The 26,791-nt window shown below is 40.3% G+C and carries 21 protein-coding genes; 13 read left to right on the forward strand and 8 right to left on the reverse strand.

What is annotated here, in order from left to right; translation table 11 throughout:
• Nucleotides 1–243 precede the first annotated feature (243 nt).
• The 4 genes from gltB to mdoH all read left to right on the forward strand — a co-directional run bounded on the left by gltB (nucleotide 244) and on the right by mdoH (nucleotide 9,048).
• Entirely contained in the window at nucleotides 244–4,731 is a 4,488-nt protein-coding gene (gene gltB, locus EHQ52_RS13370) for a glutamate synthase large subunit (protein ID WP_135615620.1), read from the forward strand.
• A gap of 186 nt (nucleotides 4,732–4,917) precedes the next feature.
• Nucleotides 4,918–6,480: an OpgD/OpgG family glucan biosynthesis protein gene (locus EHQ52_RS13375; RefSeq protein WP_244244870.1), complete on the forward strand. Its 1,563-nt coding sequence runs from the start codon at nucleotides 4,918–4,920 to the stop codon at nucleotides 6,478–6,480.
• A complete protein-coding gene (locus EHQ52_RS13380) occupies nucleotides 6,467–6,877 on the forward strand; it encodes a hypothetical protein (protein WP_135615622.1) in 411 nt (136 codons plus the stop codon). Before EHQ52_RS13375 ends, EHQ52_RS13380 begins: the two co-directional genes overlap by 14 nt.
• Nucleotides 6,874–9,048, forward strand: a complete 2,175-nt coding sequence (gene mdoH, locus EHQ52_RS13385; protein ID WP_135615623.1) for a glucans biosynthesis glucosyltransferase MdoH — start codon at nucleotides 6,874–6,876, stop codon at nucleotides 9,046–9,048. The genes EHQ52_RS13380 and mdoH overlap by 4 nt, the downstream gene beginning before the upstream one ends.
• Nucleotides 9,049–9,080: 32 nt before the next feature.
• On the opposite strand, the gene cfa is transcribed toward mdoH, so the two are convergent.
• Nucleotides 9,081–10,199 carry a cyclopropane fatty acyl phospholipid synthase gene (gene cfa, locus EHQ52_RS13390; RefSeq protein ID WP_135615624.1) on the reverse strand — a complete coding sequence of 373 codons (1,119 nt, stop codon included), beginning with the start codon at nucleotides 10,197–10,199 and terminating at the stop codon, nucleotides 9,081–9,083.
• Nucleotides 10,200–10,332: 133 nt separating this feature from the next.
• Nucleotides 10,333–11,448 carry a glycosyltransferase family protein gene (locus tag EHQ52_RS13395; RefSeq protein ID WP_135615625.1) on the reverse strand — a complete coding sequence of 372 codons (1,116 nt, stop codon included), beginning with the start codon at nucleotides 11,446–11,448 and terminating at the stop codon, nucleotides 10,333–10,335.
• 559 nt (nucleotides 11,449–12,007) lie between these two features.
• Between EHQ52_RS13395 and EHQ52_RS13400 the strand changes: the two genes are divergently transcribed.
• A complete protein-coding gene (locus EHQ52_RS13400) occupies nucleotides 12,008–12,763 on the forward strand; it encodes a transposase (protein ID WP_244244871.1) in 756 nt (251 codons plus the stop codon).
• Here EHQ52_RS13400 and EHQ52_RS13405 read toward each other — a convergent pair.
• Genes EHQ52_RS13405 through EHQ52_RS13415 form a run of 3 tightly spaced genes read right to left on the reverse strand, consistent with a single transcriptional unit; the run spans nucleotide 12,719 to nucleotide 15,677 of the window.
• A complete protein-coding gene (locus EHQ52_RS13405) occupies nucleotides 12,719–13,531 on the reverse strand; it encodes a TrmH family RNA methyltransferase (RefSeq protein ID WP_135615626.1) in 813 nt (270 codons plus the stop codon). The two genes, EHQ52_RS13400 and EHQ52_RS13405, sit on opposite strands and share 45 nt — an antisense overlap.
• Nucleotides 13,528–14,406 (reverse strand): class I SAM-dependent methyltransferase, encoded by an 879-nt coding sequence (locus EHQ52_RS13410; RefSeq protein ID WP_135615627.1) that lies wholly within the window; start codon nucleotides 14,404–14,406, stop codon nucleotides 13,528–13,530. The genes EHQ52_RS13405 and EHQ52_RS13410 overlap by 4 nt, the downstream gene beginning before the upstream one ends.
• On the reverse strand, nucleotides 14,403–15,677 hold the full coding sequence (locus EHQ52_RS13415) for a class I SAM-dependent rRNA methyltransferase (RefSeq protein WP_135615628.1): 1,275 nt from the start codon (nucleotides 15,675–15,677) through the stop codon (nucleotides 14,403–14,405). Before EHQ52_RS13415 ends, EHQ52_RS13410 begins: the two co-directional genes overlap by 4 nt.
• A gap of 132 nt (nucleotides 15,678–15,809) precedes the next feature.
• On the opposite strand from EHQ52_RS13415, the gene EHQ52_RS13420 reads away from it, so the two are divergent.
• Nucleotides 15,810–16,004, forward strand: coding sequence for a hypothetical protein (locus EHQ52_RS13420; RefSeq protein WP_135615629.1), 195 nt, complete (start codon nucleotides 15,810–15,812; stop codon nucleotides 16,002–16,004).
• A complete protein-coding gene (locus EHQ52_RS13425) occupies nucleotides 16,004–16,738 on the forward strand; it encodes an ATPase (RefSeq protein ID WP_135615630.1) in 735 nt (244 codons plus the stop codon). The genes EHQ52_RS13420 and EHQ52_RS13425 overlap by 1 nt, the downstream gene beginning before the upstream one ends.
• A 73-nt stretch (nucleotides 16,739–16,811) precedes the next feature.
• Here the strand turns inward: EHQ52_RS13425 and EHQ52_RS13430 are convergent, their stop codons facing one another.
• Nucleotides 16,812–18,098 carry a citrate synthase gene (locus EHQ52_RS13430; RefSeq protein WP_135615631.1) on the reverse strand — a complete coding sequence of 429 codons (1,287 nt, stop codon included), beginning with the start codon at nucleotides 18,096–18,098 and terminating at the stop codon, nucleotides 16,812–16,814.
• A 154-nt stretch (nucleotides 18,099–18,252) separates the two neighbouring features.
• Nucleotides 18,253–20,508: a lytic transglycosylase domain-containing protein gene (locus EHQ52_RS13435; RefSeq protein ID WP_135615632.1), complete on the reverse strand. Its 2,256-nt coding sequence runs from the start codon at nucleotides 20,506–20,508 to the stop codon at nucleotides 18,253–18,255.
• A gap of 57 nt (nucleotides 20,509–20,565) precedes the next feature.
• Between EHQ52_RS13435 and EHQ52_RS13440 the strand changes: the two genes are divergently transcribed.
• Nucleotides 20,566–21,846, forward strand: a complete 1,281-nt coding sequence (locus tag EHQ52_RS13440; protein ID WP_135615633.1) for a hypothetical protein — start codon at nucleotides 20,566–20,568, stop codon at nucleotides 21,844–21,846.
• A gap of 1 nt (nucleotide 21,847) precedes the next feature.
• Here EHQ52_RS13440 and EHQ52_RS13445 read toward each other — a convergent pair whose 3' ends face one another.
• Nucleotides 21,848–23,179: an SBBP repeat-containing protein gene (locus tag EHQ52_RS13445; protein WP_135615634.1), complete on the reverse strand. Its 1,332-nt coding sequence runs from the start codon at nucleotides 23,177–23,179 to the stop codon at nucleotides 21,848–21,850.
• 236 nt (nucleotides 23,180–23,415) lie between these two features.
• Between EHQ52_RS13445 and EHQ52_RS13450 the strand changes: the two genes are divergently transcribed.
• The 5 genes from EHQ52_RS13450 to EHQ52_RS13470 all read left to right on the forward strand — a co-directional run bounded on the left by EHQ52_RS13450 (nucleotide 23,416) and on the right by EHQ52_RS13470 (nucleotide 26,700).
• A complete protein-coding gene (locus EHQ52_RS13450) occupies nucleotides 23,416–24,186 on the forward strand; it encodes a hypothetical protein (RefSeq protein ID WP_135615635.1) in 771 nt (256 codons plus the stop codon).
• 50 nt (nucleotides 24,187–24,236) lie between these two features.
• The gene (locus EHQ52_RS13455; protein ID WP_135615636.1) at nucleotides 24,237–24,698 is read left to right on the forward strand and encodes a GNAT family N-acetyltransferase; all 462 of its coding nucleotides are present in this window, start codon (nucleotides 24,237–24,239) and stop codon (nucleotides 24,696–24,698) included.
• A 104-nt stretch (nucleotides 24,699–24,802) separates the two neighbouring features.
• Nucleotides 24,803–25,246, forward strand: a complete 444-nt coding sequence (locus EHQ52_RS13460) for a bactofilin family protein (RefSeq protein ID WP_135615637.1) — start codon at nucleotides 24,803–24,805, stop codon at nucleotides 25,244–25,246.
• Nucleotides 25,247–25,324: 78 nt separating this feature from the next.
• Nucleotides 25,325–26,239 carry a PdxA family dehydrogenase gene (locus EHQ52_RS13465; RefSeq protein WP_135615638.1) on the forward strand — a complete coding sequence of 305 codons (915 nt, stop codon included), beginning with the start codon at nucleotides 25,325–25,327 and terminating at the stop codon, nucleotides 26,237–26,239.
• Entirely contained in the window at nucleotides 26,239–26,700 is a 462-nt protein-coding gene (locus EHQ52_RS13470; RefSeq protein WP_135615639.1) for a hypothetical protein, read from the forward strand. Before EHQ52_RS13465 ends, EHQ52_RS13470 begins: the two co-directional genes overlap by 1 nt.
• The last annotated feature ends 91 nt before the right edge of the window (nucleotides 26,701–26,791 follow it).

The raw sequence follows: 26,791 nt of genomic DNA on the forward strand, positions 1-26,791 counted from the left end.
AAGAATTTCAGGCCTTGTAAGAATTCCAACATCGATATAAGCCGTATATATGCGATTTGGCTCTGGATTCCTTTAAAAAGATCGTTTTCAAACTAGGCACTCGTAAATTTACTGGTCTAAGAATCGGACATTTGCTACAAAATTCAGCCAAACATCGCGTGGGTGGGGGTTTCCTCTGTCCGTGGACCAAGGCAAGAGCAGTGTCCCGGATTTACTATCAACCCTAAAGAGGAACCTTAGCGGATGTTAAACCTTGACGAACAGTTGCGGATCCAAAAGTACTTGGAGGAAAACGGTCTATATGACAAGTCCTTCGAGCGCGATAACTGCGGAGTAGGCTTCGTCGCTTCTTATAAGGGCGAGTCCAATCACCGAGTTGTATCAATGGGTTTGAAGGCGGTCGCATGCCTTACCCACCGCGGAGCCGTAGATGCAGATATGCAAACCGGAGACGGCGCCGGGATCATGATCCGTATTCCTAAAAAACTGTTTGCGAAGTACATCGAGGAGATGGGCCATAGACGCCCTGACGAAGATTCCATCGGTGTGGGGATGGTCTTCCTACCACGCGAGGACATAGACAAACAAGATGTTTGCCGAAGCCTCATCGAATCAGCACTTATGCAATTCAACTTCAAGCTGTATGCTTGGAGATATGTTCCTGTAAATCCAGAGGTTTTAGGACCTAAGGCCAACGCTTCTCGTCCTCAGATCGAACAAGTACTGATCGGAAAACCGGATGGGATGTCCAACGAGGATTTCGAAACTAAATTATTCCTGATCCAAAAGAAAGTGATGAGAGATGCTCTTAAACTTTCTATGAGCGAGGACTTCTATATTTGTTCCTTCTCTTCTGAAAGAATTACTTTCAAAGGATTATTTAACGGAAACCAAGTCTCTCAATTCTATGAGGATCTAAAAAGTGAGGAGATGGTTTCTCCTTATTGTATCTTCCACCAAAGATATTCTACTAACACCTTTCCAAGCTGGGCTTTGGCTCAACCTTTCCGCGTTCTTGCGCATAACGGAGAGATCAATACAATCGTAGGGAACAGGATTTGGATGCTCGCAAGAGAAGAAGAACTTGCCTGCGAAAAATGGGGAGAATTTCAGAAAGAGATCCATCCGATCATCAGACCTCATTTATCTGACTCCGCAAGTTTGGATAACGCTATGGAAGCGATTGTACGTTCTGGTAAGGACGTTCTTCACGCCAAAGCGATGTTGATCCCAAATGCTTGGAGTAAGAACGTCCAAATGTCCGAAGGACTAAAATCGTTTTATGAGTATAATAACACTCTAACCGAGCCTTGGGACGGACCTGCTGCTCTTGCTTTTGCTGAAGGCGACTGGGTCGGAGGAAGTTTGGATAGAAACGGACTTCGCCCTGCAAGATATGTTGTGACCGAAGACGGACTCGTTGTAATGGGTTCCGAAACCGGTCTAGTTCATATAGACGAAGAGATCATCACCAAAAAAGGAAGATTGGGGCCAGGCGATATGCTCGCGATCAACTTGAAAGAAGGTAAGATCTACTTCAACGAGGACGTCAACGCACTCTTCGAGAAAAAATACGATTATAGAGAATGGTCTAAAGAAAATGTAGAGTATCTGGACCAAACTATTGACGAGTCCATTACTAAAACTGTAACTTATAGCGGAGATGATCTAAGAAGAAGACAGATCCTTTTTGCATATTCTCCATACAAACAAAAAGCGGTAATCAAACCTCAGGCGATCGCAGGTAAAGAAGCAATTGGTTCCATGGGAGATGATACTCCTTTGTCAATACTCATGCTTTCTCGAATCGGATTGTATACATACTTCCGCCAGAGATTTGCTCAGGTAACAAATCCACCGATCGACTATCTAAGAGAGAAGGGAGTAACTTCTCTTTATACTCGTCTTGTTAAGAAGACAAATCTTTTCGCAGATGAAAAACCTCAGAATTGTCTAGTACTTTCTCATCCGTATCTTACTAATCTTGGATTACAAAGGATCAGGGATAAGGACGGAAAACAATACAAGGTAGTTACCTTGGATGCTACTTTCGAAGCTCATCATGAGGAAGGCGCTGCCAGAAATTATCTTGAACTCGCATTGGATCAATTGCTTGCGAACGCAGTCAAATCCGCTGAAGAAGGAGTGAATATACTAATTCTTTCGGATAAAAAACTGAATAAAGACCGCGCTCCTATTCCTATGGAACTTGCGGTTGCGGCAGTTCATAACCATTTGATCCGTAATAAAAAACGTGCTGCTACAAGCATTCTTGTAGAAACAGGATCTGCATTCGAAATTCATAATGTGGCTGTTCTACTTGGATACGGTGCTTCCGGAGTGAATAGTTATCTGATCTGGGATACTCTTCACGACCTATGGACCAAGGGAGACTTTGATGCAGAAGACGGCACTCGTCCTTCTTTTGCTTCTCTTTGCACAAACTACCGTGCAGGTGTGGACGACGGACTTCTGAAAATCATGTCCAAGATGGGAATTTCTATCATGTCTTCCTATGTGGGTGGACAGGTATTTGAAGCAATCGGACTTTCTAGAACTCTGATCTCTAAATACTTCCCAGGAACTTATTCCAGAATTTCTGGAATTGGTATCGGTGGTATCGAGCAAAATATTCTACGCAACCACGACTCTGCATTCAACAAAGAGATTAACCCTGAAGACTTTATCTCTGAAAAAGATGACCAACCTCATAGATGGTCTCCTAAAGTAGTAAAATTCATCCGTAAAGCTGCGGTTGATAATGACTACGAAGCATTCTTAGAAGCTTCTAAATTAATGGAAGAAAGTGATCCGATCAATATCCGAGATCTATTCGATTTCGTAGATCGTGCACCTGTTCCAATTGAAGAAGTAGAAACAGTTTCTGAGATCCAAAAACGTTTTTTAACTCCTGGTATGAGTCATGGTGCACTTTCTATCGAAGCTCACACTGACCTTGCAATTGCAATGAACCGTTTGGGAGCAAAGTCTTCCTCCGGAGAAGGTGGAGAAAGTCCATCTCGTTACGTTGTAGATGAGAAAGGGGACCTCGCGAACTCTTCTATCAAACAAGTAGCTTCCGGAAGATTCGGAGTGACTTCTGAATATCTAAACTCTGCAAAAGAGTTGGAGATCAAGATTGCTCAGGGAGCAAAACCTGGAGAAGGTGGACAACTTCCAGGTAAGAAGAATAATGAGGAGATCGCGACTAACCGTCATACTCCTCAGGGAATCGACCTGATTTCTCCTCCACCTCACCACGATATTTATTCTATCGAGGACTTGTCTCAGTTGATCTATGACTTGAAACAGGCAAACCATACTGCTCAAGTATCAGTTAAACTGGTATCTGAAGCTGGAGTGGGAACGATCGCTGCCGGTGTTGCGAAAGCAAACGCTGACGTGATCTTGATCTCGGGGCATGTGGGAGGAACTGGAGCAGCTTCTCTTACTTCTATCAAACATGCTGGATCTCCTTGGGAGCTTGGTCTTTCTGAAACACATCAAGTTTTAGTAATGAACGGATTGAGAGATAGAGTTGTTCTCCGTACTGATGGTGGTATCGTTTCCGGAAGGGACGTGATCATCGCTGCATGTTTAGGTGCAGAAGAGTATGGAATTGGAACTGCTTCTCTAGTGGCATTGGGTTGTATCATGGCGAGAAAATGCCATTTGAACAATTGTCCTACAGGAATTGCTACCCAGGATCCTAAGTTCAGAGCGAAGTATAAAGGATCTCCTGATCAAGTCGCTACTCTAATGACACTTCTTGCAATGGAAGTTCGTGAGTATCTTGCGAAGCTTGGATTCCGCTCCATGGATGAGATCGTAGGAAGAACAGACCTTCTGAAACAAATTACTCGTTATGAGCAAGACCGTTTAGATTCTTTGGACTTGAATCCGATTTTAGTACGTCTTCCTCTTCTTTACGATCCTAAGAAGAAAAAAGACAGATTCGTAAGAAGAGAATCTGTTGGAGAAGTTTTAGATGATCGTATCCTAAAAGATGCGGAGCCTGCGTTAGAAGGAAAAACCTCCATGTCTCTTTCTTATTCTGTGAAGAATACGAACAGAACCGTGGGAGCAAAAGTTTCCGGAATTATCGCACGTAAATACGGATCCAAAGGTCTTCCTGGAAAACTAGAAATCATTCTGGAAGGAACTGCTGGCCAGTCCTTAGGAGCATGGCTCGTGAAAGGAGTGCAGATCACTCTTCACGGAGATGCAAACGACTATGTAGGAAAAGGACTCTGCGGTGGAACGATTGTGATCCGTAAACATAGACGTTCCAAACTGAAAGCATATGAGAACGTGATCATCGGTAATACCTGTCTTTACGGTGCTACTTCTGGAAAACTTTTCAGTTCAGGTAGAGCTGGTGAAAGATTCGGAGTTAGAAACTCTGGAGCGGACGCAGTAGTTGGCGGAGCGGGTGACCACTTCTTAGAATATATGACCAGTGGAACCATCGTTTGTTTAGGAACAGTTGGTAAGAATATGGGTGCCGGTATGACTGGAGGAAAAGCTTACTTCTTCCAAAAAGACTGGGAATTAGAACCTTTAATCAATAAAGAATATGTGAAAATCGTGGATCTTGAGAATGAAGATTACGATATCATAAAGTCTTTGATTACTGAACACACTAAGTTGACCGGATCTGAACTTTCAGAAGAGATCTTGAAAACTTGGGATGCTTCTAAAAAATATTTTGTGAAAGTTACTCCTAAATAAAGTAACTCTAAAAATAGCCAATCAGACCAAAGGGCAAGGTTGCGATGAGTTCGATCTGAATTCGGACTTAAAAGACCTTGCCCTCTCTGTGTACGGATGGTAGACTGGTTTAAGCATTCGTCTTGCTGAAAGGAAAGATACGAATTGTTACGATTGCATATAATTCTGGCGTTTGTGGCAACAGCCTTGCTCTTTGCCGTCGCAGATAGACAGCAGAGGCGGGACAGAGAAGAACCTGATTTCTCTTCTTCTCCATTACTAAGTGTGATGGAGGGGGAAATTTCCGACCACAGCACTCATCCTACATTTAAATTTTCATTTTCGGATCTCAAGGGACGAGCTAGAGCATTATCTAAACTACGTTACATTCCTCCTAAACATTCCACTACAGACTTTTTGAAAGGTCTGCCTTGGAACCAATACAAGAACATTTTTTTTCGTCCTGAAAAATCAGTTTGGAAGAAGGAAGGAAATCCTTTCCAGCTGCAGTTTTTGCATCCTGGACATTTATATAATACGAATATAAGAGTTTTTGAAGTGAGAGGGGACTTTGCGAGAGAGATCGTTTATGATCCTTCTTCTTTTGATCTATCTAAACTAAAGGGTGTGGGAGAACTTCCACCTAATTTAGGTTATTCGGGATTCAAAATACATTTTCCGATCAATACACAAGAACACACGGATGAATTTGCAGTTTTCCAAGGTGCAAGTTATTATAGGATCATTTCTAAAAAACAATGGTATGGACTTTCTGCTCGAGGAATTGCAATCAATACGGGTATGCCTTACCCGGAAGATTTTCCTTCTTTCAGGGAATTTTATATAGTTAAACCCGATAAGACTGACTCTACAATCACAGTTTACGCTCTTTTAGATGGAAGAACTGCGACGGGTGCTTATGAGTTCCAGATCACTCCTGGAAAAGTTTCTGCGGTAAAAGTTAATGCCGAGGTCATCCTTAGGACCAAGGTAGATCGACTCGGGATTGCACCTTTGACCAGTATGTATTGGTATAGTGAGACCAGAGGAATTCCAAAAGGACAGGCTTATCCTGAGTCTCATGATTCAGATGGATTATTGATCCATTCAGGAAAAGGAGAATGGATCTGGAGACCTCTGGACAATCCAAAAAGAAGCACAACGTATTCTTTCTCGGATGAAAACCCAAGAGGATTCGGACTAATCCAAAGAGATAGAGAATTCCAAAATTATCAACATAGCGAAATGAAATACCAACTTAGGCCGAGTGCTTGGGTAGAGCCAGAAGTTCCTTTTGGAAAAGGTTCAGTTCATCTTTTGGAAAATCCAACGGTCCAGGATTCTGATGATAATATGGGTGCATACTGGATGCCGGAACCTATTCCTCAGCCTGGAGTTCCATTCGATTTTTCTTATACAGTTCGTTGGCCGGATACTGATCCTCTTCCTGATTCTATGGCAAAGGTAGTGGCGACTCGGATAGGAGACGCACAAGGAGAGCCTGATCTGAAAATGTTCTATGTGGATTTTAAAAGTTCCAGCTTAAGTTCTTTGGATCCATTTGCATATATCCAGGCGAGAATAGATACAGGAGAAAATGCAGAATTATCCGAATATTCGGTCCAAAAAATAGAAGAGACTGGGGTATGGAGATTAACTTTCGGAGTTTATCCTAAAAATAAATTTAAGGCCTCCGATCTAAAGGCTGCATTAAGCAGAAACCAAGAAATCATTTCTGAAACCTGGAATTTCGTACTTGAGCCGAACTAAAAAAAAGCAAGAAAACTTGAGTGACTCAGGTTCATTAGAAAATCTTCATCTTTCGAAAGAATGGGAACGGCTGGAACTTTATTTAAGAGGAATGGGAATAGAAGATAGTTTAGAGATCCAAAATACCCTCTCCAAGGTTTTCGAAAAATCCAAATCTTCCGACAAAAATATATTCGAAATTTTCAAAGAAGAAACATCCGTAAAACTACATCGTGATTGGGAGAGCAGCCTTCCTCCTTTAGAACCAGGTTCCATGGTTCCGAGGCCGATCGATTTTGGACCACTCGCAGATCTTGCTTCTCCTTCTGCAGAAAAACCTGAGCCAGTTGCATTGGTCCTTACTGCATTATTCTGGGCCACGGTTTATATCTCTCTGGCAGTCTGGTACTTCTCATGAATACGGAAACTTTTCCTACAAGTATACCTGAGCCAGAAGGTATTTTAAAAGAGGCATTCGATTCTAGAAAGTTTACGTATAGAAGATTAGGATTTGTTGGAGTTCTTGGACTTCTATCCTTATTCGGGATCTATTTAGAATATCGTTTTCTTCTAATAAACGGGATCTCTCCTTTGGAATGGGCAACACTTTTGCTCTTCTGCTTTTTATTTCCTTTATTAGCGTTTGGAGCAACCACTGCGATCTTCGGGACAATCCAAAGAATTAGAGGAGGGGATCCTACGCGTATTTCTGGTTTGATTTCAGGCCAAACTGCAAGCCCGAAGGAACTCCCACCAACGGCGGTAGTCATTCCAATCCACTGTGAAGATGTAGCAAGAGTTGCAGCAGGTTTAGAATCCATGATGAAGTCAGCGGCTTCGGTTGGCTTAGGGGAAAACCTAGACTTCTTCTTATTATCTGATACAACTGATCCGGATATTTGGCTGCAAGAGGAGAAAGCATTCTCAAAACTTTCTAGAAAGCCGGAAACAAAGGGAAGGGTTTATTACAGAAAGAGAAGGATCAACCTAAACAAGAAATCAGGTAATATTGCAGACTTCTGCAGAAGATGGGGAAGACGTTATAGATATATGATCGTCTTGGATGCCGACAGTTTGGTAACCGGCGAATGTATGCTAAACCTGATCCGCCTCATGGAAGCAGTGCCTAACGCAGGTATTATACAAACAGTTCCGAAAATTATCCGAGGCAAAAGTTTATTCCAAAGATTGGCGCAATTCGGGACATGGCTCGGAAACCCGATCTTCGGAGCGGGATCTTATTATTGGCAGGTGTTTTCCGGACCTTTCTGGGGTCATAACGCAATTGTAAGATTAAAACCTTTTATGGAACATTGCGGACTTCCGGGTTTGCCTGGAGAAAGTGCGATAGGTGGAAAAATCCTCTCTCATGATACAGTTGAGGCCGCATTAATTAGAAAAGCTGGATATACTGTTTGGTTCGCTTATGATTTAGAAGGTTCTTATGAAGAATGCCCTCCTAATCTTCTGGAAAGTTTAAAAAGAGATAATCGCTGGTGTCAGGGAAACTTGCAACATTTCTGGTTTTTATTTGTGGGTGGTCTACGGATTTCCAGCAGGATACATATTCTTTTAGGAATATTGTCTTACGGAAGCTCTCTTCTTTGGGCATTACTTCTTATTGCGACCAGCTTTACTGTAATGGCGGATACTGATTATTACCGCTTGGCTTCTATTCCTGAAGAATGGGCTCAATTCCAGGAAAGTATGTATCTCCCTGTGTTCTATGGATTACAGATTTATACTATTCTAATATTATTCATGCCTAGAATACTTTCCTTCTTGGACGGCTTATTTTTCCGCAGAAAAGAAAGTGGGATTGGATTTTTCTCCTTTATAATTTCTTTTTTTGTAGAATTTATCCAATCAGTGATCTTGGCTCCAGCTTATATGGTCCAATACACTAGATTTCTTTGGATGACTTTTTGGAATAGGAAGATAGAATGGGGACCTCAAAATAGGGACTCTTCTCAAGGAATTGATAGAATGGCCGCTGCGCGTGCCTTACTTCCTCAGGCATTTTACGGCACTGGAATTTCTATCTGGTTATTCGTATATTATCCTGTACTTTTTTATTGGCTGCTACCGATTACTGGTGGTTGGCTTCTTTCTTATTTCTGGGGGGTATGGACTTCTTCTTCTAAACAAGGAGAAGTTTGGAAAAAAAGAGGATTTCTTTTAACTCCGGAAGAAACTAAGAAGAATACTCTTTTGTCAGATACTGAAAATTTAGAAAAAGAATATTCTGAGTTCTTAGATGGAATGGAATCAGGAAGAGGGATTTTTCTTTCTGTTGTGGATCCTCTTCTGTTTCGTTTTCATACTTCTCGTTTGAGATCCAGAAAAAAAGAATCAGACGCACGTAAAAGATATATGGACGTTCTTGTTTCCAATTGGAAAGAATCCGGTCCTGATTCTTTGAATTCAAAGGAGATGAGTAGACTTCTTTGGGACAAACGAATTCTAAGCGATCTTCATTTCTGGTTTTGGGAAACAGATCTTTCTAAAACACATCCTTGGTGGAAGGAAAGATTTTTAGAATACCAAACAAGGATTCGTAAAGAACAGATCGTGAATTGGTTCAACTGATCTGGAAGATCAACCTTTTATTCAAATGATTTCTACCTTATAGCCTGATAGATCTCCTCCCTATCTCCTTTTGAAAATACAAATTGCCAGAGCTGGATTTTTCTGGAACGGAATGCGCCGGCACAACTTAAAAGATAAAATTCCCACATACGTTTAAATCTTTCTCCATATTTTTTCTGGATGAGATTCCAACCCTTCTCGAAATTATTATACCAAGCCATGAGTGTTTTATCATAGTCCGGACCGAAATTATGAAGATCTTCTAATACAAAAAGATTTTCGCTGGCTTTAGTGATCTGTGCTGCAGAAGGAAGATGTGAATTCGGAAAAATATATTTTTCGATCCATCTATCTGTCATCTTGCTCGAATTATTGGAGCCAATCGTATGAAGTAAAAATAGTCCCTTCTCCTTTAGAGATTTATAAACTATTTCCATATAGGTCCTGTAATTTTTATAACCTACATGTTCCATCTGGCCTACTGAAAGAATAGAATCGAAATTGTCTTTTACGTCTCGATAGTCCATCAGTTCGTATTTTATATTTAGATTTTTGGATCTATCTTCAGCGAGTGCCAATTGTTCTTTAGAAACGCTTATGCCGAATACTTCTGCTCCATATTCTCTGGCAGCATGTCTGGCAAGTCCTCCCCAGCCACAGCCGATATCCAAAACCTTCATTCCCGGTTGGAGGTCCAGCTTCCTGCAGATTAGATCCATTTTGTTTTCTTGTGCCTGATCCAAAGAGTTGGTATTCTTCCAATATGCGCAGGAATAGACCATTTCTTTGTCTAACATTAGCTCAAATAGATCGTTTCCTAGATCGTAATGTCTTTCTCCGATCATGAACGCTCTTCTTTTTGATTGGCGATTTAATATTATAGATTCTATATATAGAAAAAAGTTCCCCCAGGTTTTGGCTGCCTTTTCTATTCCTTTATCTAATAATCTTCTGACTGTTTCGTCGAACCTTCCACATTCGAACCAGCCATTCATATAAGCTTCTCCTAAACCAAGAGAACCATTACTAAATATTTTTTCGAATAATCTATCGTCCTTTACTTGGATGTCCCAGTCGGCGTTTCCTCCGAAGCTGACTCCCGCCTTTGCAAATAATTCTTCTACCTTACCGCGAACTTTTTCTTTCCACATGATGCCCTCCCTAAGCAATCGCAGTCGCCGATTAAAATACTCGATTTTTGGAAGGAAGAAAAGTAAAAAAGATAAAAGAAGATATTAGACTATATTCTATTCTGCCAAACGCTTGTTAGCTGGATGATGTAACTTAATTGATAAGTTGAATAATTGAATCTTCGATTTCTTGGATGGCATCTTTTTGAAATCTTGGATCAGGCACAACGTTAGAAGACATAGCTGACTTAGAAACTTCTTCCCAGCGGAAAGAAAATAGATCATTATGAGAGATATAGGAAGATTTATACTGAGATTGTAACGTTTCTACCAGATATTTATACTCTGGAGAGTTACCTCTATCTGTATAAAGTATAGGAGTTCCTGCAAAATAAGACTCACTTAAAATACCATAACCTGGTTTGGTTAACACGAAATCGCATGCTCTAAGTAGATCCGGATAATGACAGTTTGGAATAGTGATAATCCCTAAATTATTTTTAGCTTCGATCTTCCATTCAATCCCGCCGATTACAATCCTTCTTTTGGATGGGTCCCATTCTTTCCAATCAAAATGAGCGGAGTCGATCCCATAAGCACCGAAGGAAAATAAATAATATTCAATATCTTCTTCAAAGCCATAGTATCTTCTGGCTTCTTCTTTATTTAAATTTGGCTTACGTCCTAATAATCCAATGTTTTTGGTTTTACGGATAGAAGTAACCGGGCAGGAAAGTGGAAGGATTAGTCCTAAATCGCAAAGTGTATATTCTTTCTTTAATTCTTCAGAATATTTTTGAAATATTTCAGACCTATAATATGAATAAATATAATCCCAAGTAAAATTTCCCAAAAATAGAGATGGGATCTTTAATTCAGAAGAGATCAGAAAGGGAAAAGAAGAAGAATCTGACCATATAATATCCGGTTTTTCTCTTTTGAGATATTCTGTTTCTGATTGTAAAAGAGAGGCTTTATTTTTCTGAAATTCTATAATTTCAGATTCAGTGGATTCCAGATCCATTCCAAGAGAATCTTTTTGGACTATTCCTACATCCGATTTTGTTTTTCTGAATTGGATCCTGGACCTGACTTGTCCCCAAATTCCGGAGACATCCAAAGAAGATGCAAATTCTTCTCCTCTAGGAGAATTGATGGTTGCGGTCCATTCTGGATTTTTAATTAAGATTTGGATGATTGCTTCTAAACTGCGGCTTATATGGCCGAAACCGTGGCCGCTTACGAATGCGGAGATATGGATCTTTTTCATTAACGATTTTGTCGATATAGTAGCACCAAAGCGCACAAGTGCATTGCGTGGGCTTGTATCATCCTATAATTCCTTTCCAATCAATATAAAATACTACCAGGAGCGTACGGAGTATTTCTTAGATACCTTTTATCCAAAGTTTTGCCCTGAATGCAAGATTCAACTCAGAAAGCGAGTAGGGCTGAGAAGCTATCTAATCCGTTGCGAGAATTGTCACCGCCAGGCTTCTCGACTCTCATATACACCACTGCACCAATTCAAGCTGCCGTTATGGACCTTTAGTTACGTACTGGAGGAAGCCTATCTTCGAAGTCCGAAGGTATTAACGTCGGCAGAGATCCAAAGGAAACTGGGGATCTCATACAAGTCGGCTCTACTTCTCAAAAGAAGGATCCAACTGTTTGCAGCAGAACAGAAGGATAGCTTCCGAGATCTAATCTTCCGGAATCTGGAATCCGAATTCCGGGAGTTTCGACTTCCAGAACTGACACCGGAAACAAACCATCATATAGAAGGAAAGAAGCGAGTAGGGCGGAACGTTCCGGACAAAAAGGAGGCGATGAAACGGGCGATACAAGGAAAGCCAATAGTCAACGCCGATACGCTGGTATTGTTCTCCGCATCCCAAAGAGCCAATAAGGGCCGTAAACGTCACAAACACGGTGGTTCTACCGCTTCCATCTATATGAACGACAAGCTGGGAGGCCGACAGATCGGAACGATGGTGCATACGATCGTAACCAGTAAGGGCGCACTGATACTCGATTCGGTCCCGGACCAGAAGATGGATACGCTTGGTCCGCTATTTCTCCGGAACATTCCAATAACCGCACCCGTATTCACCGATAGCGCATACACGTGGCTCGGAACAGCATACCGGAACCACCGGATGGTGAACCACTCGGCCCGTTCGAAGGACAGCCGTTACAGATGGGCAAGGAACCGGTGGAGCAGGGACGGAGTCCACGCCCAATACGCGGAGGGAAACCACCGAGCAATCAAACAGGCGTTCTCCCAATACGGATACATCCAACCAAAGTATTCACAACTCTACCTGGACGAGTATTGTTTCTTTAAGAACCTGAAGGCTTTCGGGATGGATCGGTTAATCGAAACGAACCGGGAAAAGAGGGGGATCGAGGTGGTGCCAACCCAAGTGTGGGAGGATGGGGTATCCTTGCTTCCAGACCGAAAAGGGAGAACTTCTCAGCCAGCTGCGCTCGGCCGTTCTTCCGCTTTTGAGCTGAAAGCGAGGATACCAACCGATGTGCTAATTGTCAATCTGAGATTTTTGTCGAAGCACTTCGTACATTAAAATTCCAGCGGACATTGCCAGATTTAAACTATCTGCCACTCCCTTCATAGGGAGAGAAATATACTGATCACTTTGAGATCTTGCGTATTCACTTAGTCCGTACTGTTCGCTTCCAAAAACAAGTGCAACTTTTCCTTTCAAGTTGGCGTCCCAATGAAGAGACTTAGCTTCTGGAGTCACTGCATATGTTTTGTATCCAGCATTTTTGAGAATAGGATAAAGTTCTTTAATGTCAGATTGAAAAACATCCAAGGTGAATAATGTTCCGGTAGAAGAGCGAATGACGTTTGGATTAAATAGATCCAATCTTGGATCAGCAACAAATACTTTGTTAAAACCAGCACCTTCTGCAGTTCTTAAGATGGTGCCTAGATTTCCAGGCTTTTCTACACCTTCGATCACAAGTACAGGGTCGTCTGAAAGTTTTGTTTTAGAAGATAAGGAAAAGTCAGGTAATTCAGCAGTGGCGATTAAGCCGTCAGGTCTATCTCTATAAGAGATCTTTTCGAAAATTTGTTTTGGAACGATGATCGTTTTTGCATCTATAGAAGAGACCAGATCTTCTTCATTTTCTCCTAAGTAACAAGCGGGGCAGGTGAGTAGATATTCAAATTGTACTTTGCCTGAAACCTGTGCTCTTTGGATCTCTCTGAAACCTTCAATGAAGAATGTGTCTGATTTTTCCCTGTTCTTTTTTTCTTTTAGTCCGGAGATATATTTCAGCTTTTCATTTGAAAAACTGCTAATTTCCAAAATGTTCTTCTTCAAAGTTTTACTCTATTCGAATAAAATACACAGTTAGAACCTGCAGGATGTAATCTTCCTGTGGATTCAGAGATAGAAAGTTCTTCTGTGAGATAATTCCCAGGGGTTTTGATCCTTCCTTCTAAAATTCTCCTGAGTGCAAGAGGGCTAAATCCTGTAGAATGACAGGTCAAAAATACAAATTCAGGTTTATTATTGCAGAGTTGCATAAGTAGATCCATCATTTCCGGTAGATCTTTTTCTATTTTGAAAACTTCTCCGCTGGCGCCGCGGCCGAAGGTAGGAGGATCTAAGATAAAACCTATATATTTTTTTTCTCTTCTGATCTCTCTATTCAGAAATTTTAATACATCTTCTATGATCCAACGCACTTTTTTATCTGCGAGCCCCGAAACTTGCGCATTTTCTCTAGCCCATTCTACCATACCTTTGGACGAATCCAAATGACATGCGTCTAGTCCACCAGCTAATACGGATAAGGTGGAAAGCCCTGAATATGCAAATAAATTTAGAACTTCTCCTTGGCCTGCAAGTTGAGAAGAAACATTTCGGATACGATCCCAATTGCTCAATTGTTCCGGAAAGATACCAAGATGTCCAAAAGGAGTAAAACGTATCTTAACAGTTAAGGGCGGTATCTGGATTAGAAATTCATCTTCTGAGTCTGGTCTCGAGGCACTGGATCCTTTCCAGCTCCAATTTCCTCCACCTTTATCGCTTCTATGATATTCTCCGTCAGCGTCCTTCCAAAGAGAAGTTTGAGTTGGAGGCCAAGCGGCAACCGGAGAAGGGCGGATCACTTTATACGGACCCACTTGTTCTAACTTTTTGAAATTTCCGGAATCGATGAGTTGGTAAGTATTTTTATTAGCGCTCATATGTTCTGATCCAAGGGTTCACATTTTTTATAGATATGCACCTTGAAGTATTTCCCCTCCGGAAATTCCTTACGTGTAGGATGATCCGGTTCCGGTCTTAATTTAAAAAGATCCTTGTACTTCCATCCTTTGTTTGCCAAGGTTTCTCGGCCAATCTTTTCGAATTCGGACTCTAGGATTCTTCCTGAACAAGAGAGTAAGATTAGGTCTCCTTCAGGTTCTAAATGTAAGAGTGCCTTAGAGATTAGACTACGATATGCTTTTTTACCAGCAGGAATAGCAGCTTGGTTCGGAGTCAGATTGGGTGGATCTAAAACGATCAGTGAAAATTTTCTGTCTTCTAAAAATCCCCAGTCTTGGAACAGATCTGCCCGGACCAGATGATGTTTTCCTTTTGTGAGGATTGTATTCTTCTTCTCAAAATTTAAGATTTCAGTTTCCGGCAAAATATGAGACGCAAATTCTTCGAGTGCTTCTTTAGCTCCATCAGCGGAGAAGACAGACTTTGCACCTGCTTCTTCTATACATACTGAAGTAAGTCCAGTATGGGAGAATAGATGGAGACAATCTTTGTCTTTAGCTAATTCTGGTTTTTCTAATATATATTGCCGCAAATTTCGAACATCTAAAAAGAATCCACCTTTCTGGCCAGGGATCTTGGTTTTCCATTGGACCTGATTCAGAAAAATTTTTTCCTCATACGGAATTTCTTTTTTGCCTCTTAGAAAACGGATGGGTAAAGATTTTTCGGAACCTATACGTTGTGGAGAGATCCATACGATTTGTTTTGGAATTGGTTCTTCTGTTTTGGATGCAGCAGAATAAAGAAGTCTGACTACCAATCTAGAAAATGTTCTTAATGATTTTGAATAGGTTTGGACCACCCAAGTGGATGCATAACGATCCACCGTGATTCCTGGGACCAGATCATTCTCTCCATGCAAAAGTCTGTATGCATTTGTTTTGGTTCGAAGAGGTTTTCTAAGTTCCAATGATCTTTCTATGGTTTGTTGTAAGTGGGGAAGTGAGAATTCATTTCCTCTTTGGATGATACGTATTCCGATCGGACCGGAAGATGAATAGATCCCAAATCCTAATGTCTCATTCGAACCGGAGACAAGTCTCATCCAATCCCCGTCTTGGAATGCAGAGATCGCAGTGGATAATTTTCCGTTTAAGATCCAAGGATGCCCCGAGTTTAAAACGGACTCAGTTGTTTTGTTGAGTTGGTATCGACGGAAACGGTTGTGTTTGGACGAATGGGTTTGCAAAACTTTGGGTCGGTTGGAAATGTCTAATTAATAAAGACTATGCTATCCTGCCCGGATAACACTTCAATCCATTTCGAAAATTTGTCGAAAAGAAGCCTTGACAAAGGAAAGTCTTAAAGGGGAAAATCGGGTATGTCTTCTAGACGGCCAAAAACGGATATATTGTCTCCAGAATTACTTCGTCAGGCAGCCGAATCTGCTAGAAGAAAAGCATTTCGTAAAAATCTTCCTATAGCGATTTATGAGAACGGTGTCGTGGTTCTTCTATATAAAGACGGAACGAAAAAATTCCCAGAGGAAGTTTCTAAAAAAATATCCCATAAATAATGCAACCTCGTTTTAGAATGTTTGCAGGACCGAACGGTTCAGGAAAGAGCACTTTTTATACAAAGTTGCGAAATGCAGAAATTATTCACACTGACTTTTATATAAGTGCCGATCGGATCGAGGCCGGACTTAGAGAAAGTAAAAGATTCGTTTTTAATGCGTATCGGATCAGTGTTTCTGAAGAAGAATTTTTCCACTCCTTATCTAGATCCAGTTTAATCAATAAACAAAATAATCTGAATCCTTACGACTGGTTCTCATTGTCGAAAGGAATTTTGAATGTGAAACCTTCCGGAATAAATTCCTATTCTGCCGCGATGATTGCTGACATTCTTACAAAAAAACTAATTGCAAAACGGCAGAGTTTCTGTTTTGAAACGGTAATGAGTCATTCGTCTAAGACGGATTTGCTACGTTTAGCCAAAATGGCCGGTTACAAGATTTACTTTTATTTCATTTATACTCAAGATCCAAAATTGAATATCCAGCGAGTAATTCAGAGGGTGAATGAAGGCGGCCATAATGTGGATTCTGATAAGATAATAGAAAGATATAAAAGAAGTTTTAAATTATTGCCTACAGCATTAAAAATCTCTGATCGAGCATACTTATTGGATAATACGGAAGAATTTGAAACTGTCGCCGAAAAAGAGGGAGAAAATTTTTTCTGGCATGTTTCAAATATCCCAAATCCGCTTAAACCAGTCCAAAAACTTTATCCATATAGATCCTAATCGCCCAGGACTCCTGAAATAAAAAAGGACAGAGTAAACTCTGTCCTTTTGAAAATATCGACCTTGAAAAATTTTACTTTTTCTTAGCGCTATCGTAAGCAGTGTCAGTCGCTCCAGTATAGATCTGACGAGGTCTACCGATTTTCATATCAGGAGATTCGATCATTTCTTTCCATTGAGCGATCCAACCTGGAAGACGTCCCATTGCAAACATTACTGTGAACATGTTCACTGGAATTCCAAGTGCACGGTAAATAATACCACTATAGAAGTCTACGTTCGGATAAAGTTTTCTTTCGACGAAGTAAGAATCTTTAAGAGCAGCTTCTTCTAATTCTTTAGCGATATCTAATAGAGGGTCGTTCACTCCCAATCTGGAAAGAACCGCGTCACAAGCTTTTTTGATAATTTTAGCACGTGGATCAAAGTTTTTGTAAACTCTGTGCCCGAATCCGGAAAGACGGAATGCATCATTCTTATCTTTTGCTTTTTCTACGATCTTTTTCACTGAAAGACCGGAAGCTTTGATCTCTAAAAGCATTTCTAATACTTCTTGGTTTGCTCCTCCGTGACGAGGTCCCCAAAGTGCGCAGATACCCGCAGAGATCGCTCCATACAAGTTTGCAAGAGAAGAACCAACTAAACGAACTGTAGAAGTAGAACAGTTTTGTTCGTGGTCAGCATGAAGTATTAATAAAAGGTTCAGGGCTTTTACGATCTCAGGATCGATATAATATTCTTCACTAGGAACGGAGAACATCATGTTCAAGAAGTTACTGCAATAATCCAAGTGGTTCATTGGGTGAACAGTAGGTTGGCCTAATGATTTTTTATAAGCGAAGGAAGCGATTGTAGGGAACTTCGCTAAAAGACGGACCATAGAGATATGTCTATGATCTGGATTTTCTGGATCATAAGAATCTTGGTAATAAGTAGAAAGTGAACCGATCATTGTGGACATGATCGCCATTGGGTGACCATCTTTAGGAAATCCATTATAAAGACGTTTTAAGTCTTCATGGATCAAAGTGTGCATGGTCAGCTCTTTGTCCCAATCTTGTAATTCTTTGTCGGAAGGAAGATGGCCATAGATCAAAAGATAAGCAACTTCGGTGAAACTTGATTTTTCGGCCAATTGTTCGATCGGGATACCACGGTATCTTAAAATTCCCAACTCTCCATCCAGGAATGTAACTGCGCTCGTGCAGGCACCGGTGTTTAAATAACCGTTATCTAATGTAATGTATCCTGTTTGTTGTCTGAGTTTGGAGATGTCTATGGCCTTTTCGTTTTCTGTTCCCGTAATGATGGGTAGTTCATATTCTTTACCGTCGATTTTTAAGATTGCGGTGTTTGCCATTTTTTACTCCTGTTAGATGAATGATATCGGACGAACCGGCATAAGGTAGACCTTGGGACAGAGAGGTGAAATTGAAAATTCTGCCCGGTCCTTAGTACTATTTCACGGATCTGAAATTCTAGACAATCCAAAAAAAAGAATCCGTTTTGTCAGCTTAGCGGTTTTTGTACTGCCTTAAACTTTGGTAATTATAATAGTTTGACGTTACGATCCTGCAATAATCACGGGGTTCTTTTAAAGGAAGTTCTTCCAAAAAGTGATTAAAATCTCCATGATAATGATTTCGTTTCCATTTTCTGAGATTTCCCGGACCTCCGTTATAAGCGATAGAAGCCCATTTCAAATCGTTTTCATTGGAAGAAAGAAGATATTTTAGGAATTTTGCACCCATTTGGATAGAAATTTCCGGATCAAAAAGAGAATAAGGACCAAGTCCTAAACCTTGGGCTAAACCTTTTCCAGTAGGTCCCATAATCTGCATGAGACCTCTAGCATTGGAAGAAGATACAGCATTCTCCTTAAAAAAGGATTCCTGCCTCATCACAGCATATACAATATCTTCTTCGATCCCGAAAGATTTAGAATAATGAGAAACTATATCTCTATGAGGTCTAGGATAGATCCTGGACGCGAGTTTGGAGGGGAGAAGGATCACATCATCAGGGATCCTTCTTCTTTTCATTAGATTTCTTGTATGGAATACAGTTAAGTATTGGTTACCTGTAACCTCTCCCAGTGCCGCGAAAATTTCGTCTTTTTCTTCTTCGGATGTTCCAGTTTGCAAAACAAATTTATCTATCAGGGAACTTGCATGAGCCATCTCTCCGATCTCTAAATATTCTTTAGCATTTTGTAATAGAGTATTTCCTCTTACCTTGCTATGAGCAGAATCTATCCGAACATCCAGGGAGAATGAATCCGGAAAATAGGCAAATTCCAGATCTCTTCCAATGATCTTATCCGAATATTTAGGATCTCCTGAAGTCAGAGAAAGATATTCGTATAATGTATCCTTGTTTCTAAGAGGACTGTCCGGTTGTTGGATAGAAGAGATCTCTGTTGCAAATTCTTCTCGGATGACTCTCGTATAGTAAGAACCTGGAATGAATTTATAATAAGATTTTAACCAAGAGTGAAGTTCATCCTGTTTACCTTTGGATTTTAAACTTCTCAAATACCAATACACCAATCTACCTTTGACTGGAAGATTGGGGATACGTTTTAAGGCCTCTTTCCAATAAGATTCTTCTAAGAAATGAGAATGGTCCCCGATCAAAAGATCGATCAGCTCATCTTGGCGGATTAGATTATAAGGATTTTTTTCGAGAGAAGATAGAAGTCCGTTAAAATATTTATCTCTTTCTCCTAAACGTTTATAAGCCCTTGCATACGCATATTCCACAGATTCGGAGGAAGATAAATTTGTTTTTTCTAATAGATCTAAACCTGATTTTGCCAAGTTTTGGTTGGAGAGTTCTACAGACATGGCTGCAGTAAATTCAGGGAAATATTCTGCATAACTCTTATGCCTGGAGAAAAGAGAAAAAAGCCTTTCCGGATAATATTGGACTAAACCTCTTGCGGCGGCCTTCCAACTTTCAGGCCTTTCAAAAACGATGGAACCGAAATATTGGTGAGAAGATATAAAAGATTTTTTATCGCTCGCATCCAAGAAAGGGATAAATAAAACTCCTTTATCTAAAGGGATCTGTTTATAAAAGGATTCTCCCTTCCAAGTCCTTAAATCAGTATAAATATCCTTTTTAACGTAAGAAGGAACATTTGCATCTTCTGCGAGAGCATATAAAAGATTTTCTCCCTTCTGCACTTCTCCGAATTTATATAATGCCTTTGCGTATCTATAATAAGCCATAGCTCCGAAAAATTCTTTCTTATCTTTTTCGGAAAAACTTTCGGCGTAGTCCTTTGCTTCTTTGAATTCTCCATTTTCGTAATGAATACGAAGAATTTCCCCAATTACATTTTTATAAATAGGATCATATTCAGGAGGAAGTTTTTTGAGATAAGAGATAAGTTCGGAAGAAGATAAACTTTTTCTTTTTACCATTTCCTCATACAATTTCCAAAAACTCATTTTGGAGACTGCATTCATGGGAGGAAGAGGGTTCTTGATCAGACTATGAAGTTCTTCTTTAGTAACTCCGACCACAAGTCTTCCTTTTAAAAGGGAGACTAGGTATCTGAATTTGTTGCTCTCGTCCCCGTCCGGATGTGTTTCATGGAAACGGACGAGTGCGTATACCTCGGACTCTTTGGAGGGAGATCTTTCCCTGAAAATCCTGCGGATTTTTTCTAAACTATAGGATTTGACCAAGTATTTTAGGTCGTCGTCCGCAAAAAGACTGCCGACAACTAGAAACGGGAGTAACCCCAGAATCGTTTTTTTCATGCGATTCTTCTCTCTTAATCTGCCTTAAAAAGGGTTCAACTCCAAAAAGGAGTCTTTATGCATATATCGGTATCAAATACAGAATGGCCTGAAATAACTTTAAGTCATCCAGACTTCGTAAGTAAAAAACAGGATAGAAAACCTGATTCGGATATCATCCGGCTCAAAACAAAAATTTTAGATCATTATAGTGGAAGTATTCTTACACATTTGAGACCTTCTCATTGTTTCAGATCGGACTTATTTGGAAGATTTGTATTCCATTCTCCTCGCCTAGATTGGATCAGAGAAGACGGGATAACAGAAAGAGAAGAAAAACTTCTGCGCTTATTCTTCCAAGAATTGTTAGATGAGCTAAAAGGAAATTTGGTTTGGGACCCAGAATTATTTTTCTTATGTTCTGCATTTCTACTTTGCGAAGATAGAATTCGAGACTACCAAGAATTGGTATATTCTTTTGGAGAAGATCTGAAAGAAGCGAAAGAAGGCAGAAGGTTATTATATTTCATAGGCGCTATTTCTGAATCAGAAAGTTTTCTGAAAGATGGACTTGAAAGAAAAGAGAGAATAAGCTATCACCACAAACAGCAAGGACTAAGCCAAGAAGAGCAGAATGAATTATTCGATTTAGTAATTTCTTCCCAAGAACCTGATCTGGCTGGACTTGCTTATTTCTATTTCAAAGACAAAAAAGAAGGGATCCGAAACATTAAAGTTTTAGATGCAAGCATCGCAAGAAGGATAGAAGAATTTTCCAGAACAGAAGCTGACTTCTTCTTGGATCAATATTCTCTCAGACATCCAATCTTGGACAGATTTTTCTTAGTTAAAAAATGCAAACCAAGAGATTTCGTATTCGAATGGATTTCTGAAGAGAAAAAGAAAAACGGAAGAGAAGAATTAAAAGAAACTCTGCGTGATTCTATCCAAGAAGGAAGTGATGATTCCTTATTTGAACGTTACAAAATCCTAAAAGAACAAGGAATGTCTTATACACTTAGACCATTCGAACTTTTAGTTCTTTGGAATTCCACTGTCGCCGGAGAATTAGATTCTGAAATGATCTCTGTTCGATCCCAAACACCAGGTTCTTATCTAAGCCAAAGAGCAATTGCGGTCCAAGAATTTAAGGATAAAAAGTTTGAAGCTTTCAGAGAGAGATTAGTGCTTACAGGAAGATTTCAATATTCTCCTGAAATGGTTTATCTAAAAGCAATCTCACTTTTGGAAACCGGACCTGTGGAAGAAGGAGTCCAACTCATGGAGTCATTGGTCTACAAATTTCCACAGTCCGATTTTTTAAGATCGGTTTTGGAAAGGTATAAGAGAAAAAGCTGACTTAATAAGGGAAAGCGGTTTTTCCAACGATATTTAAGGTTTTCGAATCCTGTATCGCAAAAGAATAATATAATGAGCCCGTTGTTAAGGCATAGATAGAACGAGCATAAGTATATTTATTCTCGTAGCCGACTCTGCTAGTTCCCGTGTGAGTTCCGGAAGTATCGTAAGATGTAAAGAATACATCCGATAAGCCCGTGGCAGAAACTGGGAACCCATTACCGGATACTGTTCCATACGTATAAACCTGATTCGAGACAAACGCTAGTCCGGCTTGTCGGACGTTTGTATTGTTATATCCAACTGCTTTTGTCCATTGTTTAGCTCCGGAAGGATCATACTGAGCCACATAAGTGTTCATAGTTCCTGGAACAGAAATCCCATCTACAAATCCGGCTCCATCTCTATTGCCCCCCAAATAAACATTTCCACTCGGATCAGTAGTCATACCTGTTGGAATGTACTGATTTACAGTCAGTGCAAAATTTCTAGACCATTGGAAAGCTATATTCGAATCATATTTTGCGATGAATACAGTTCCACTTGTACCTGGCGTAGTTTGTCCCCCTAATGAACCGTATGTGATTCCGGAAAAATAAATATTTCCGCTAGAGTCTAGTGTAAGCCGATCGGCTCGAGTACGTTTTCCACTCGCACCTAATAAAGTCGTCGAAAGTAGATTTCCGTCCGTATCATATTTAATTAGAAAGGCGTCTGAGCTTCCACTAGGAACTTGTCCATTCAAAGTGGTGCTGGTTTCTCCTACCAAAAATACATATCCGTCAGAGTTGACTTGGATTTCGCTTGGAGCGAAGGAAAGGAATTTGGTCCAAACAAAATCTCCGCCTAAATCCAATTTGGTGAGGAAGCGGCAACTTGTTGTGCAGGTTTCACCGCCTACGTTCCCATTGGAGATTCCCAAAATAAATGTGTTACCGAACATATCGACTCCGGCGCTTTTGATCTGTCCTCCCGTTCCAGGCTTATCTACGAGTATAGTAATCCAATCTCTACATGTTGCAGTATTAGAAAATTTCATTACAAAAGGCATAGTATAACCATTTGGATTTTTACCTCCAAGATTATCCGAGGTTTCGCCGATTATAAATATTCTGTCGCCGAAATTAGCTAGGATCTTTAGAGGGTCAGTATTTTTATGCCCCAAAGGATCTGAACTAAGGACGCAGTCAGGCTCTATATATGGATCTTCGACAGGACTAGAGAACATGGTCGCCAATAGAGGAAGAAAATCATTACCACCATTTGGGGAACTGCAGAAGTTTAATAAAAGTAATACGAAAAGAAGAAGTGTTCGGTTGAAGAAAGATCTCATATATATATTCAATGTATTCTAATGCTTGAAATTCCGGACAAAGTATCCGAATTTAAATGAAAAATAACGTTCTTTGTGGAGCGAGTGATTTTTAAGGTTCTTGCTCTGATTCTTCATAAGTTCCTGTCTATAGCTTTATCCCAAATCGAAGTTTTCTCCCCCAAATTGGTCAAAAAATAGAAGGAGAATTTCCTTGCCTTAGAACTGTACTTCTTCTAAAATTTGCCTAAGACCCTATGGCCATCACCCAAGAGCAAATCCTAGAACTCCAACGTCATCAAAAGATGATCCAACAATTGGAGAAGATCATAAGACTTTCCAAAAACGACGAGCAGAAGTATAGGGCCACTAGGGATTTGGATAAATACAGAAACCGGATGAGGGAAATTTCTCCAGAGGGGATTCCAGACAATCTCGAAACTGCCGCAGAGCAGATCCGTATGTTCCGTGAAAATCCAGATGCAGCGGGAAGGATCTTGGCCAAGTATCCGATCATGAAAATTTCTCCAAACTCTAACGATACTGAGGTGAATCAGATCGGGACTTGGATCAATGTATTGGATCGGGAATATCTTCCTATATTAAATGAAACTCATATTCGTTTCGACTTCTCACATGGAAATGAGAAGGACGGAGTGGTCAAACATATGGAGAATATCCGTCGGAACATCAAGGTTTTGACGGAAACCATAGAAGAATACCAAGCTGCTGAAAAACAAGATTTCAGAGAGCAGCTAAGCCGGATGAAGAATAAACAGACCCGTATTTTTATCGCAGAAGCTTTTGAAATGTTCCAAAAGTTTAATGAATTCCTCTCCAAGGTCTTGGGAGAATTTAAAGCAGGCGGGGGAGTGATTATGAACATAGAAGATAATATCACTTTTAATTCTCGTTTTGAGAAGGCGACTGAGTTGGAAGGTAAATCCATTCCAGAGGCCTTGGATGAATTTAGGGAATTCACCGCAGAAGTTTTGGATCGGATCAACGTTCCGAATATAAAACATTAAGATCCGAATTTTTTAGATCTTCTACAGAACTAAATTCTATAAATTTACTCATGACCTATACGATCAGAAAACTTTCTTCTAATGAAACTCCGCCTATGGATCTTCTTCTTCTCGCAGATCCGAATGAAAAAATTATACAGTCGTATTGGGACAGAGCCAACTGCTATATACTCGAGTCTGGAAATTCGGAAGTTTTAGGAGTTTACGTACTTTTGACGACTCGTCCTGGAACTTCTGAGATCATTAATGTAGCAGTGAAAGAAGGAGAACAAGGCAAGGGGTTTGGGAAAAAATTGGTGCTTCATGCGATTTCCCAGGCAAGAGAAGACGGTTTTCATACCCTCGAAATTGGGACAGGCAATGCAGGGATTGGCCAATTGGGTTTGTACCAAAAATGCGGATTTAGAATTACTGGGATCGATTTCGATTTTTTTACCAAAAATTATCCTGAACCGATCTATGAGAACGGGATCCACTGCCGGGACATGATCCGACTGAGTCTGGATCTGTAAAAATAGCTTCCAGTTTAAAAAATTCCTTTTCGGAAGGGGCGGGTCCGGTTTATTAGTGTATAAACCGAAAACCTGCGGTCTTTCGCAAATAGGATTTTATATTCATGGCACTTGTTAAGAACTCCTCCGAAGTTACAAACTCCACAATCGGCGAAAATTCCTACTTTAACGGAAAATTCTTCATCAATGGATCCTTAAAGATTGATGGAAAGTTCGAAGGAAAATCTCTCCAAGCGGAACAATTGTATATCGGAGCTTCCGGTAAAGTTCGCACAAACATCACTGCTGCCAGCGTCATTGTAGAAGGTATCGTAATCGGAAATATCACCGCTCGTAACAGAGTAATGCTTCTTCCTACCTCCAGAATTTTGGGAGATATCCGCACACCGGAATTGATCATCCAAAACGGAGTGGTACTCGAAGGACGTTGTATCATTTCCAGCGACCTCAAACATTCCAATAAAGATCATATCGAATTAGAATACGCTAAAGACTCTCTAACCTTAGAAAGACTTTTCGGTAAACAAACAACAGCTAAGGAAGCTTAAATCTCAGGTTAATAGGCCTTGATTCCCATCCTTATCACAGAGGGAGACCCTTGTGGGATCGGGCCGGAAATTCTTCAAATGTCTTGGGAGAAGTTAAAAACCTTCTCCGGGCAAAAACAAATTCTACTTATTAGTTCTACTTCTTCTCTTTCTTATCCTGGTTGGCAGGAAATCAAAGATCCATTTTCGATCCATTCTCCTGGACTGTATCTTTGGAGAACGAATTCTCTTTCTTCTTCTGAACAAAAATCTTTGGTGATCGGAAAGCCTGGCCCAATGTCGGGAAAGGCTGCATTTGCAAGTCTGGAAGAAGCGGTCCGCATCCAAAAGAAAATCGGGGGCAATCTAATTACACTTCCATTAAGTAAAGAATGGGTGATCAAGTCAGGCGTAAAAAAATTCACAGGCCATACTGAGTATCTGGCAGAAGTATATAAGAAAAAAACGTATATGCTAATGGCCGGAAAAGAACTGAATGTTCTTCCTTTAACCACTCATGTTCCATTGAAGAAGGTGCCTTCTTATTTAAAAAAGATCCATTTATCCAGTTTCATTTCTGCGGTTCGTTCTGCTCCTATCTCTAAAGGTAAAATCGCATTCTTAGGTTTAAACCCTCATGCCGGCGAAGGTGGAAAGGTTGGGGATGAAGAAAAGAAGATACTAATGCCGATCATTTCTAAGATGAGAAAGGCAGGATTAGATGTTACGGATCCGATCTCCGCAGATGGCGCGTTTAGCGAAACTTCCAGGTCAAAATATTCTCTGTTTTTGGCATGTTATCATGACCAAGGGCTGATCCCATTCAAGATGTGGGAGGGAAAATTTGGAGTGAATGTAACTTTGGGACTGGATTTTATCCGGGTTTCTCCGGATCATGGGACTGCTTTTGATATTGCAGGCCTCGGAAAAGCAGATCCGGAGAGTTTTCTGCAATGTTTAGAGTGGGTGTCAGGCCAAGTTTCTGCCGAAAATGATCTTAGGAGATCTCGTTGATGTTTCTCGCCCAGTCAGGTTCCTTATTACAGCAGATAGTTTTTCCCATCTTTTTGATTTGGTTCATTGGTTTGACTTTGGTGCTGATCCGAAACGATATCGAGATCATTTGGAAGATCGCGACATTCTTCGTTTTTGTATTCTACTTCTTCCAATTCTTTCCTGAATTAAAGGAAGCTTATGAAAGATTATCTAGATCTTATCCTTCTGAGATCTTAAGCTGGCTCTATGGAATTCCAAGGGCAATTTACTTTTTCCTATTATTCCTCTGGCCAATCGCAGTAATCCGTATGTATTACACTGCTTCTCCACTTTTAGCAAATATGACCGCGAGAACTTTGGTGGCAGCAACCTTAACTTACTGGATCTTCTTTTTAATTTACCATCAGTTCACAGGACAGATTGATGAGTTTTTTAAAACTAAGTTCATTGAGTGGATTACGATTGTTCCAACCAAGTAGTTTGGTTTTTTTAAAGATTAGCAAATCAAAACGGCTCAATACAAGGAGCTAACGTTACTAGCGTTATTGTTCTTTGTAATTAAGTTATTTT

Origin of the sequence: Leptospira koniambonensis (assembly GCF_004769555.1) — a bacterium.
Taxonomy (GTDB): Bacteria; Spirochaetota; Leptospiria; order Leptospirales; family Leptospiraceae; genus Leptospira_B; species Leptospira_B koniambonensis.